The following is a 12,046-nucleotide window of genomic DNA, read 5'->3' on the forward strand; positions in this document are numbered from 1 at the left end:
CCTCCTTGCAACATTAACGCAATGTAATGCTTTCAATTTATTTACATCTTTTTCGTTCGAATAATTAGAATAAATGTTCCTTTAATTTGATATTTTCATCCAAGCTAATTGCCCTAATATAGGTTTGTGTTTCGCAAACAACAAATATTGGAGTTCGGCATGAAAACAGTTTTAGCAATATTTTCCAGCCTCAATGGCATTCAAGGTAATTCTTCGAAACTTGCCAACGAGTACTTATCAAAAATTGAGAATAATGATTCGGTGCGAGTAAATCGCGTTGATGTCGCCTCTCTCGCTCTTCCTCATTTAACTGGCGAAGAAATGCAGGCTTGGATGACTGAGCCTTCTAAGCGCAGTGAATCTCAGCAAGCATTGGCAAACGTGTCGGACGACATTGTTGAAACGGTAAAAGCGGCTGACGAAATTGTACTAGCAGTGCCAATGTATAACTTTGGCATCCCCTCAAGCTTAAAAGCGTATTTTGACCGTATTGCACGAGCAGGCATAACGTTTAAGTATTCTGAAACAGGGCCAGTCGGTTTACTAGAAAATAAATCAGCAACGGTTTTTGCCGCGCGCGGTGGTGTATATGCCGGTTCAGACTTTGATACTCAGACCCCGTACTTAAAACATTTTTTAAATTTCATTGGTATCAGTGACGTAAAATTTGTTTATGCTGAAGGACTTAACATGGGTGAAGAGAAAGCGAACAGCGCATTTGCCGAAGCAAATGAAAAAATTATTGAACTAACTAGAGGCTAAACACACTAACTTAATGCAGTTAGCTAAAACGTAGGAAGTATGTTTTCAGCTAAAAGTGTGTTCCAAGTTGAGTGTGCTTGATTGCCCCGCGTATTACGCGGGGCTTTTTTATGTACGTAGCTTTTATTTGTCGCTATGTGGCTTGCAATAACGAAACCAAAAACAAGGCCTATTACTCGCTTTTGAGCAGTGCCTCTACTGCAGCAACAAAGGCTGGGTCAGTTGGCTTGGTTGAGCTCGGATAATGGATTATTTTCTCACCAGCACTATCAATAAGGTATTTGTTGAAATTCCAAGAGGGGGCTTTTCCCGTAGAGGCCTTAAGCATTCGGTACATAGGATCTGCATCGTCACCTTTCACCGATATAGGCTCAAACATTGGAAATTTTACGCCGTAGGTTAGTTCGCAAAGCTCTGCGGTTTTACCTTCATCGCTGTCTTCCTGATTAAAATCGTGTGAGGGGAAGCCAAGCACGACGAAATCTCTATCTTTATAATCGCTATAAAGGGCTTCTAACCCTTCGAATTGGGGCGTGTATCCACAATAACTTGCAGTATTAACAATTAACAGTGTTTTGCCACCGTATTCCGTGCATAAATTGACAGTATCTTGTGAGTTGAGTTTGCGCTTCATAAATTTAAGCACGCTAGGGCATTCGCTTGCATAACCAGTGCAAGTAAAAAAGCTTAACGCGAGCACGGCGGTTAGGTAACCTTTCGCTTTCATGGTGTGATACCTCAAGAGTTAATTTTTGTTGTTTTGTAGGGGCTGTCGAGCCATTAGTGATGATTCATAAACGTGAGCGGTTTACGTTTGGTTCACTATTGTCATCGATGAACGTTAGCGCTTTGATGGGTGCTCTGGGTATAATGTTAACGCTTTTTACATAACAACGATTTAAAAAAATGAAAAAATATTCTTCTTTACTCATCGCGGCCAGTGTAACGCTCGCGCTAGGTGGATGTGCAAGCACAACGACTAACACTTCAATTAAAACTGTTGCGTCCGCACAAAACAAAGTAACCGCTCAACACACTGTCACTCCGGACGTATCACCTTTAAATGGCGCGCGCACAGGTGAGATTACATTAAAACAAATCATGTCAGATCCTCAATGGATTGGCGCGTTGCCAGAGGCAATGGGGTGGTCTGTAAACGGCGATAAAATAGTGTTTGAAAAAGAACAGCAAAATAGTGCACTTAAAGATGTATACATTGCTGACGTTTCAAACCCAGAGAATATTCTTAAAGCTGAGCTCTCTGACTTGCACAAATATCGATTCGACGAGCGCGTTGTAAGAGACGATGGTGTCATTGCTTATTCGTTTGAAGACAGTGTTTATGTGCAGTTCACCAATGGTGAAACGGTCAGGATCGCGCGAGGGGGCAGTCCACTTTCTACTCTATCTTTTATGACTGATGGACGTTTGATGGCACTCAGTGACAACAAATTTATCGCGATTGATTTATCTGACGGTTCTCGCGAAGAAATACTGAGCTGGCGCTTTCAGGATAAGCCCAAGGCGGTGGAGCCACCCAAAGACTATATTGCTGAGCAACAGCAGTCTTTGCTTGAATACATCAAACTTCAGCGTAAAAACAGCCAGGAAAAAGAGAGTGCTAAGAAAGCACTTGCAAAAGAGAACGCGAGTCTTGCTCCCGAGCCTTTTTATTTTAATAAGTCACATAGCCTAGCAGGTATTAGCGTATCACCCGCTGGTAATTATGCGGTAGTTGCAACCACAGAGACTAAATCAACACGTGATGACAGCGACATCATGCCGCATTACATTCAGGAAGATAGCCGAATAGCAGCAAAGCCTGTGCGCCAGCGTGTGGCAGATGCAGAGTCAGTAAATCACGAGCTGTGGCTACTGAACCTTAAAACCGGTGAGAAAAGTGAGCTTAAATACTTTAATTTGCCTGGCTACAATGACGATGTACTTGCTGATGTGAAAGCAGAAAATGCCAAGGCAAAAGGCGAGACCTATGAAGTGAATCGTTTACCACGCGATATTACCTTATTACAAAGCTGGTATTGGACGAAACCTTCTATACGCTGGCACAAAAACGGCAACGCCGTTGCTATTATGCTGGAGGCATGGGACAACAAAGACCGCTGGATTGCCACGGTCGACTTAGCAAATAAAACGCTAGAAAACCAGCATAGGCTTCACGACGATGCCTGGGTAAATTATCGTTTCAATGCATTTGATTGGCTGAATAACAGTGAAACTCTTTACTACCAGTCTGAGCATACTGGGTATTCGCATTTGTATATTCAAAAGCCAGGGGAAGAGCCTGTTGCTCTTACCAGCGGCCGCTTTATTGTTGACGATTTAACGCTTTCAAGCGATGACAACTATATTTACTTTAAAGCCAATATGGAGCACCCAGGGCTTTACGAAGTTTATCGTGCTAATTTGACAGACAATACCATCGATACCATGACTGACCTCAACGGTATGACGGATTATTCACTCAGCCCTGATGGCTCGAGCTTGCTTTTAAGTCATAGTAAAGTGAACCAGCCCCAAGAGCTTTATATCAAGCCGGCTGAAGAAACGAGCAGGGCAAAGCAAATAACGCACAGTACAAGTGCTGATTTTAATGCGCTACCGTGGGCTGTGCCTAACATTGTTGCTATCGCATCGTCACATACCGAGGCACCCATTTACGCTCGCGTATATCTGCCAGAAAACTATGATAAGTCTGCGCCAAATAAAGCGGTGGTGTTTAATCATGGCGCAGGTTATTTGCAGAACGCCCACATGGGATGGTCGGGGTATTTCAGAGAATACATGTTTCACAGCATGCTAGTGCAACAAGGCTATGTCGTACTTGATATGGACTATCGAGCAAGTGCGGGCTATGGCCGTGATTGGCGCACCGCCATTTATCGCCAAATGGGCACGCCTGAGGTGCAAGATTTGCGTGACGGTGTTAACTGGCTCGTTGATAATGCAAATGTTGACCGTGAACGTATTGGGACTTACGGGGGATCTTACGGCGGCTTTTTGACCTTTATGTCGATGTTTACCGCACCGGATTTGTTTGCCGCGGGCGCAGCCCTTAGACCGGTAACCGACTGGGCACATTACAACACGCCGTATACGGCAAACATACTCAACACACCCGATATTGACCCAATTGCATTCGAGCGTAGCTCGCCCATCTATTTCGCAGAAGGGTTAGAAAAGCCATTGCTTATCAACGCGCCCATGGTGGATGATAACGTGTTTTTCCACGATACAGTGCGGTTAGTACAGCGTCTTATTGAATTAGAAAAAGAAGACTTTGAAACGGCTATTTATCCGGTAGAGCCACATGGTTTTGTTCAGCCCAGCTCATGGCTTGATGAATATCGCCGAATCTATAAATTGTTTGAAGAAAATTTATAAGCTAAGCGTAATGCGTGAATAACCCAGAGCTTTATAATCACTGGGTTAATTCACAAATGATAGCGGTAAGCGGAAAAACAAAGGCCCGAATTCAGATAGATTCGGGCCTTTTTATCATTCGGCCTATATTCGTCGTTTGCTTTCAATCTGTTTAAAAATTAAGAGCATGCGGTGCGAATGGCTATGCTCGTTTTGCCGTTATAAACATAAGTAAAAAGATGACAACGCCAGTTACGGCGCCAAATAAATGCGCGTCTACGGCAACTTTCGCATCAATAAGGTTTGCCACTTGCTCACTGCTGCCGTCCATTTGTTCGTAACCGACCTTAAGTGCTAGCCCGATAAGTAAAAGCCAACCGGATTTCATTTTTTCCTTGATATCAACGCAGGCCCCCCAGGCAAAAATACCGTGAAGTGCCCCCGACAGACCCGCATACCAAATAAGATCTGGAGAGAAGAAGTACAGGCCAATACTGGTTCCCAGGCAACACCATACAAATACTTTCAAGAACAGCCCAATGCGATAATGCTCGCCATGCAATGCCCACAAAAGCACTAAGCCAACTATATTTAATAACAGGTGGTAGCCATTCGTATGGACGATATTGCCCGTTACGATACGCCATGTTTCAAGGCCTTGAATGGCATAACGGTCATAGGCCAGATAGTTGCCAGACATTGGCTCAAATAAAAACGCAACAACAGAGCATAGCGCTACAAAAAGGGGACCCGCGCTATACTTAAGCGAAAACGGCAGTGAAATCATTAGTGTTAGTTATTTTTGAATTTCAAATTTGGTGGCTATGATACAGAAATTGCTTACAAGGTGAAAATCGAAGTACACCCATAATAAAAGAACGACAGTACAGGAGTGTTTATGTCTTACGTCATTACCGAAACACAAAAGCAGTGCCTAACAATTACGCTAAACCGCACAGATAAGAAAAATGCCTTAACACGCGAGATGTATCAAGACATGGCGAATGCAATTTTAGGTGTTAAGAATGATAACACGACAAAAGTTGTGGTAATCAAAGGCGCGGGAGATTGCTTTACTGCGGGGAACGATATCAATGATTTCGCTCAGCAGAAAGATCATGCTCAAGTTCCCGAAACTGCTGCATTTATGCGAGCACTCGCGGCATGCAACCTACCAATAATAGCTCAGGTTCACGGCTTAGCGGTGGGAATAGGTACAACGCTCTTGCTGCACTGTGATCTTGTATATGCCACTCCAGATACCCGATTTGTTCTACCATTCATCAATTTAGGGCTTGTTCCTGAATATGCATCAAGCTATCTTTTACCTAAGGTTGCAGGTCATATCAAAGCGGCAGAGTGGTTAATGTTGGGCGAACCCTTTTCTGCGGCTGACGCATATCAATTTGGTATTTTGACTAAAATTACTGATGTCACTGAAATAGAACAAACAGTTCAAACTACGGTTGAAAAACTCGTTGCCAAACCTTCATTTTCGCTTAGACAAACAAAAGCGCTGTTAAAAGGTGACCGAGAGCATATAAACCAGCAAATGAATGAAGAGTTTGATATTTTTTTAGAGGCATTGAGCACCTCTGCAGCCCAAGAGGCGTTCGACGCGTTTCTTAAAAAGCGCCCAATTAACCCCGAAAGATTTAAATAAGAGGAATTTGTATTTTGAGACGCAGTGCTTTGTTCAGAGCTTCGGTAGTTACCTTTGCTTTATCTACCTGTTTTATTTTCGGTGCGAATGCTAAACAGGCGCGCGAAGTAGGTGAACCAGAAGCAGCCACGGGCTACATCGAGAAAAAAGCGTTCGAGGCAAGTGAATACATGGTCGTTGCCGCAAACCCTTACGCGTCTTGGGCGGGAAAAAACATACTAGAAAAAGGCGGTAGCGCTATAGACGCCGCGGTAGCGGTGCAGGCCATGCTCTCGCTCGTTGAACCCCAATCGTCAGGGATAGGCGGTGGCGCATTCATCCTTTATTGGGACAATAAAAATAAAGTTCTGCATACTTTCGACGGCCGCGAAACGGCACCGAAAGCCGTAAATTCTCATTGGTTTATTGAGGGCAATAAGCCAATGCGCTGGCTAGATGCCGTAGTAGGCGGAAAGTCAGTAGGCGTGCCGGGCGCAGTAAAAGCATTAGAAATGGCCCAAGGTGAATTCGGCAAACTACCTTGGAATACGCTTTTTGACGATACAATTAAAACGGCTGAAGAGGGGTTTAAAGTATCGCCTCGTTTAGCCAAATTGGTCGCCTTAGATTACCATCCGGGCCTTAAAACGTTTCCTTCAAGCTCTACTTATTTTTTCCCCGCCGGACTGCCGCTAAAAGAAGGCACGGTTAAGAAAAATAGAAAGTTAGCCAAGACGTTAGAAGGGATTGCTCAAAAGGGCAGTGACTATCTTCTGAAAGGCGAAGTGGCCGAAAAAATTGTCGCGGCAGTTAACGGTGCAGAGATAAATCCAGGTCAAATGACGTTGGAAGATTTAGCAAGTTACGAGCCGGTAAAACGTGAACCTGTATGTGGCCTTTACCATGAAAAGCGTATTTGTGGTATGGCTCCACCAAGTTCTGGCGGCGTTAATGTCTATCAAATTTTGAAAATGCTAGAAGGCTTTGACCTTAGCAAGTATGCGCCAGATTCAGTAGAATTCGCCAACTTGTATACGCAGGCAAGTGCGCTTTCTTACGCTGATCGCGAGAAGTTTATAGCAGACAGCGATTTTACTAATTTGCCCTTTGCGGCCATGATCAATACTGCGTATTTAGAACGTCGCGCTGAAAATATTGGTGTTGATAAAACGTGGCGCCGCAAGCGCGCCGGCAATCCTTATGCCGATGCAAATGTGGCGTTGGGAACTTCAATGGAGCTTCCCAATACGTCTCACGTGTCTATCGTGGATAAAGAAGGCAATGCGGTTTCCATGACGACAAGCATCGAGTTTATGTTTGGCTCAGGGATTATGGTTGAAGGCTTTTTGCTTAATAACCAATTAACGGACTTTTCTTTTTCGCCTACGCAAAATCGTTTTCCTGTACCTAACCGTGTTGAGCCTGGCAAGCGACCTAGAAGTGCAATGAGCCCGACAATGGTGTTCGATAAAGACGGTAACTTGGAAGTAGTAGTGGGTTCGCCTGGAGGTTCTAGAATAGTGAGCTATGTGGCTCAGACACTCATTGGCGTGCTTGACTTTGGCCTAGACATACAGCAGGCGATTAACCTTCCCAAAATTACCAATAGAAATGACTATACGGCACTTGAAAAAGGCACACCTATAGCAGCGTTAGAAAAGCCTTTAAAAGCACTGGGCCATGATGTAAAGGTGGTAGACTTAAACAGTGGTCTCCATGGGATCCAGTTTAAATCCGGTAAATTGATTGGCGGTGCGGATCCTCGTAGAGAAGGTATTGCAGTAGGGCGCTGATAAACAGCTCCATTACTGTTCGAGAAAAGCCGATTTCCAACAAGTCGGTCAAATAGAAAATGCGGAAGGTGTGTACCCTTCCGCTTTTTTAACGAGCATCATGCGCCAACTCACGAATTTAGCCAGTTACGCTCCCTTTTACGTATTTTGCCTTTTAGAGACAAGCACCTTACGCATGCGAGGAGTAAATCATTAACCATCAAATAGTGATGTAACCTTCAAGATATGACACGGCTTGGCCTGAAATGAGCACGCGATCGCCTGTTACTTCACATTTTAACGTTCCGCCTCGTTTAGAGGCCTGATAGGCCACGAGTTTCGACTTACCTAACCTTTTAGCCCAAAACGGCGCCAACCCAGTGTGGATTGAACCGGTAACCGGATCTTCGTCGCCACCATTGGCTGGCCAGAAATAACGTGACACGAAATCGAATTGTGTTCCCGGCGCTGTCACCACCACATCAAAAGGTGCGAGTGTTTTCAGCATATCGCTGTTTTGTATTACGCTTAATACGTCGTCCTCGTCTGAATAGACAGCGAAGTACGCTTGGTCATTTTTCAACACACTGTTGGGCTTGATAGAAAGCCCTTCAACTAACCCTTCAGGAATTTCATCGACGGCGATGGGCATTCTGTTTGGAAAGTCCATCTGAATAAAGCCATCATCTCTTTTGATAACCTTCATCATTCCCACAGACTCAGCAAAAAGTGAAATGTGCTGAAGCTGATAATTTTCGCTAAAAATGACAAACGCAGAAGCCAAGGTTGCGTGACCGCAAAAGTCTATTTCCGTGAGGGGAGAAAACCAGCGTATAGCGAATGTGCCGTTTTCATCTTCAACTAAGAATGCCGTTTCCGATAAGTTATTTTCAGCAGCAATCTCCTGCATTTTTTCATCGCTAAGCCACTTGCCAGTAATGACCACAGCCGCAGGATTACCTTTGAATCTTACATGGGTAAATGCATCAACAACATTTATTTTAATTTTCATTGGATTGCGCTTTTTCTATGATTTTTTTGAGTTTAGGCGGTATTGACATAACCTTGAAAGGGCTCACATTCGCACCACCTGTATTTCCAGATGGTACAAGGCCAAAAGCGGTTTTTGTAGCGGCGCCAACAATTCTCAGAATTTGGCCGCAAAACTCATTCAAATTTCCTTTCTTAATTGCCCACAAGAGCATCATGAGGTGCACTTTAACATGCAACCTGGTAGAGGCCTGACCAAGAACATGGGCATTTTCTAAATGTGTAAAAGCCTCTGCCTGGTTGCCTTGACGTTGTTTTTTGCGGGCTAACGCCAGTTCGGCTTCAACATAAGGGCGAATACTGCGCGTAAAGTTTACTGTTTTATACATGAGATAGCGCCTTTCATTGCGGTTGATTTAAGTTAAGCTCTTTTTGCTTTTTCTTGGTCAATCCTAACGATACTAATTTATGAGACGCGCTTAAATAATATTCTAGTGCCTCGTTCTCATCACTTTCACAAGCGTATTGCTGTATCCATTTCATGCCGCGACTAGCGAGGTAGGGGGCAGGTCTATACCCCGGTTTTTCCTCTAAAAAATAATAGTTTTGTTCAGACGTTTTAAACGTAAACGCAGGGTGCCCATTTTTGCCAAAACTTCCTATCGCAAATACTTTACCCCCTACCTTCCATACATCAGAATTACCCCATTGGACAACATGAGTTGTGCAGGGGAGCCCGTTGCAAAACCTATTGAATTCATCAAGGGTCATATTGAATTCACTCTCGCTGTGTATTGTGATCAGGTAAAATGTTCAAGGATTTTTTATTTTGATTTATTTGTGTCAGACGGTATGTCGTTACATATGTCACATCGTATACGTTTTTTAAAATTATAAGTACGGCGGACTGCAAATATAAAAATAACGATGAAGGCCCAAGCTAACCCAAACTTGAGTGAATATGAAACAGTTTGCCCTTTAAAATATTGAACACTTGAAAAAATAGCGAACAAAAGAGGGAATGCGATTAGGTACTGTAATGTCCATTTCTTCAAAGGCATTGGTTATCCTTCACTATTTAATTTACGCTTTAGCGTGCATAGGCATATCACAATTGCTCATTAGTTGAGCCTTACTGTCCCAGCGACCGAAGGGAGCGCCAACAGCATTTGTTATGTGCGCTCATTTTAAAGAAGTGTTGCTTTCTTACTTTCAAACTTTTCTTGGGTAATAACACCTTGTTCTTTTAACTCATGCAACTTCCGAATTTCATCGGCTGAACTGAAAGAATTATGGCTGCAACGTGATGAATTACTACTGGGCACTATAAAGCACCAAACCAGGGCGATAAACCAACCAAGGCCCAAGAAAACAGATACAACAAAATTAGTAAGAACTATTGGTATCTTATGAGGATGATTTTTACTTATCGCAATAATTGAAGGAAGAAATAGAATTGGTAATAACACCAATAAAATCAGCCAAATTCTTGTACCACCCATAATAAACTCCTTTTAAAAAACTATTAGCCAAATTCTATACAGCTAAGCACATAACTTTTAATTAAGGGACGCAGGCAAGTGGGTCATAATGGTGAAGCCGCTTTGCACGTATGCGTCTCAACGAACGAAGTGAGTGAGTTTATTGAGTTATGCACCTAAACCACCGTATATGAGAGTGTAACTGGTGAGCCAATAGAAAAAGAAGCTTTAGTAATAATATTTGGCAGGCCAATGATTCTTGAATCATGTTCAGTAACAAATGAAACGAAAATATCTGTATTCTCTACTTCTACCTTATTAGAAGTTACAAAACTTTCTATAAATTCCAGTGAAGATTGTGTAAGAGGCATACACACGATAAAACCACCTAATTTTTTATTAGGTCTACAAGATGAGGCTTTAAGGCTTTATTTGATTTCGTTGGATAATTCTTCTGTAAGCGAAAAAAATCTGAAGCTGATATTTAATTCAATCTCTGAGTCCATTCAATGTGTCCGTAGGTGCATAACTTCCAAATATGGGGCACAACACGTGTGCAATAATGGCGCAACCGTGCACGTGTTTGCGACCCAGCGAGATAATTGGACTCCCCAACCTAATAGGTTGGTCTAACATTTACGTTGTCACACACAAAGGTTAGATAGGAGTCCATGTATGTATAATATGCTCACTGGTGTAGATTTAGCAAAAAAAGAGATTCAAGTTTGCGTTGCTAAATCGAATAAAATAATTCGCAATATGGCGATGACGCCCACCGCGTTTTCTAATTGGCTAGCCACTCAAAAGCCAATGACAGTTGTTTTCGAAGCGTGTGCAACGTCAAATTATTGGTATCAATGTGCGCGTGAATATGGGCATGATGCCCGTTTAATATCAGCTAAGCTTGTATCGAATATTCGTCAAAACCAAAAGACTGATAAGAATGATGCCGAGGCGGTTTTACAGGCATCACAACTTAGTAACGTGAATTTTATTAGCGGGAAGTCTAAGGAGCAGCAAGAGCTTCAATCGCTTGTTCGTATGCATCAACTATCAGTAAAGCATTAAGTTGCTTACGGGAATCAACTTTGTTCGTTACTTTTAGAGTTCAACATTAAGTTATCACCCACAGATATGGGGTTGAACAGTGCAATACAGTCGATATTAGAAGATGCAGAAAATGGATTTAGCGCGATATTCAGAGATGCATTACACACGGCATGGCATCAATACCTTAAGAGTATAGAACTCGTGAAGCACTACGAACAGAGTGTAGCTTGAGCCAGCAGAGCATCAGAAGTTTGCAAAAATCTCATGAAGATAGAAGGTGTTGGCCCGACAAATGCGGTTAACCTTTACATAGCGCTAGGTTGCTGTGAGTTGGGTGTTTTCAAAAAAGCGCGAGACGCTGCTGCGTGTGTTGGTTTAACGCCAATACAACATTCTTCAGGTGGAAAAGTGCGCTTGGGTTCTATAGGTAAAAATATCCGGAATTCGTCATTGCGCGCTAACTTGGTTGCAGGTGCAATGTCAGCAGTAAACCAGGCAGTTAAACGTGATTCACGAACCAAGAAAGATGAATGGATTAAAGGGTTAGTAGAGCGGCGAGGTAAATGGTGCGCTGCTGTGGCGATGCCAACAAAACAGTTAGAACGGCATTTTCGTTGCTACGCAACGGAACTGAATATAAAGCAGAGTTATTAGCTGCTTAGTTTTAAGTTAACAACGAAATGCGCCATACGAGATAAAAATCAGCTTGGTAAGCCAGTGCTGCGCTCAGGGCATAAAAGCCCGCCAGCGAGATGTGGCATCAAGTTCGCGTAAATATCATAGAGCCGGGATAGCTTCCCATTATGAGCTCGTACATAAGCACGCATTACATCATAAATGGTAAAAATAGTTGTTGACTATGGGGAGTCCACATAAGCGTAGCGAGTGTTGATGCGTTTGTTATACGCAATTTGCCACACCTGTAGCGCATTGCTACAATGTGGTGACGAACCATTAGGAGACATATT

General features: G+C 43.1%; 10 protein-coding genes and 1 pseudogene. 5 read left to right on the forward strand and 6 right to left on the reverse strand.

Annotated features, from left to right (window positions below):
- The first annotated feature begins 159 nt into the window (after positions 1 to 159).
- Positions 160 to 762, forward strand: a complete 603-nt coding sequence (locus GVO63_RS06140; RefSeq protein ID WP_159578518.1) for an FMN-dependent NADH-azoreductase — start codon at positions 160 to 162, stop codon at positions 760 to 762.
- A gap of 172 nt (positions 763 to 934) precedes the next feature.
- Here the strand turns inward: GVO63_RS06140 and GVO63_RS06145 are convergent, their stop codons facing one another.
- Entirely contained in the window at positions 935 to 1,489 is a 555-nt protein-coding gene (locus GVO63_RS06145; RefSeq protein WP_159578519.1) for a glutathione peroxidase, read from the reverse strand.
- Positions 1,490 to 1,668: 179 nt separating this feature from the next.
- Between GVO63_RS06145 and GVO63_RS06150 the strand changes: the two genes are divergently transcribed.
- Complete coding sequence (locus GVO63_RS06150; protein WP_159578520.1) at positions 1,669 to 4,164, forward strand: prolyl oligopeptidase family serine peptidase; 2,496 nt, start codon at positions 1,669 to 1,671, stop codon at positions 4,162 to 4,164.
- 181 nt (positions 4,165 to 4,345) lie between these two features.
- On the opposite strand, the gene rrtA is transcribed toward GVO63_RS06150, so the two are convergent.
- Positions 4,346 to 4,930 carry a rhombosortase gene (gene rrtA, locus GVO63_RS06155; RefSeq protein WP_159578521.1) on the reverse strand — a complete coding sequence of 195 codons (585 nt, stop codon included), beginning with the start codon at positions 4,928 to 4,930 and terminating at the stop codon, positions 4,346 to 4,348.
- 111 nt (positions 4,931 to 5,041) lie between these two features.
- Between rrtA and GVO63_RS06160 the strand changes: the two genes are divergently transcribed.
- Complete coding sequence (locus tag GVO63_RS06160; RefSeq protein ID WP_159578522.1) at positions 5,042 to 5,806, forward strand: enoyl-CoA hydratase; 765 nt, start codon at positions 5,042 to 5,044, stop codon at positions 5,804 to 5,806.
- Between the two features lie 14 nt (positions 5,807 to 5,820).
- On the forward strand, positions 5,821 to 7,578 hold the full coding sequence (ggt, locus tag GVO63_RS06165) for a gamma-glutamyltransferase (protein WP_159578523.1): 1,758 nt from the start codon (positions 5,821 to 5,823) through the stop codon (positions 7,576 to 7,578).
- A 199-nt stretch (positions 7,579 to 7,777) separates the two neighbouring features.
- Here ggt and GVO63_RS06170 read toward each other — a convergent pair whose 3' ends face one another.
- From GVO63_RS06170 to GVO63_RS06185, 4 genes are all read right to left on the reverse strand, one after another.
- Positions 7,778 to 8,569: a PhzF family phenazine biosynthesis protein gene (locus tag GVO63_RS06170; protein WP_159578524.1), complete on the reverse strand. Its 792-nt coding sequence runs from the start codon at positions 8,567 to 8,569 to the stop codon at positions 7,778 to 7,780.
- Positions 8,559 to 8,936: a DUF3703 domain-containing protein gene (locus GVO63_RS06175; RefSeq protein ID WP_159578525.1), complete on the reverse strand. Its 378-nt coding sequence runs from the start codon at positions 8,934 to 8,936 to the stop codon at positions 8,559 to 8,561. The genes GVO63_RS06170 and GVO63_RS06175 overlap by 11 nt, the downstream gene beginning before the upstream one ends.
- 13 nt (positions 8,937 to 8,949) lie before the next feature.
- Positions 8,950 to 9,318 (reverse strand): MmcQ/YjbR family DNA-binding protein, encoded by a 369-nt coding sequence (locus GVO63_RS06180; protein ID WP_159578526.1) that lies wholly within the window; start codon positions 9,316 to 9,318, stop codon positions 8,950 to 8,952.
- Between the two features lie 416 nt (positions 9,319 to 9,734).
- The gene (locus GVO63_RS06185) at positions 9,735 to 10,049 is read right to left on the reverse strand and encodes a superinfection immunity protein (protein WP_201281880.1); all 315 of its coding nucleotides are present in this window, start codon (positions 10,047 to 10,049) and stop codon (positions 9,735 to 9,737) included.
- Positions 10,050 to 10,703: 654 nt separating this feature from the next.
- Between GVO63_RS06185 and GVO63_RS06190 the strand changes: the two are divergent.
- Positions 10,704 to 11,740 (forward strand): annotated as a pseudogene (locus tag GVO63_RS06190) (IS110 family transposase).
- The last annotated feature ends 306 nt before the right edge of the window (positions 11,741 to 12,046 follow it).

Origin of the sequence: Alteromonas sp. KUL106, from assembly GCF_009811415.1 — a bacterium.
In the GTDB taxonomy this organism is placed as follows: domain Bacteria; phylum Pseudomonadota; class Gammaproteobacteria; order Enterobacterales; family Alteromonadaceae; genus Alteromonas.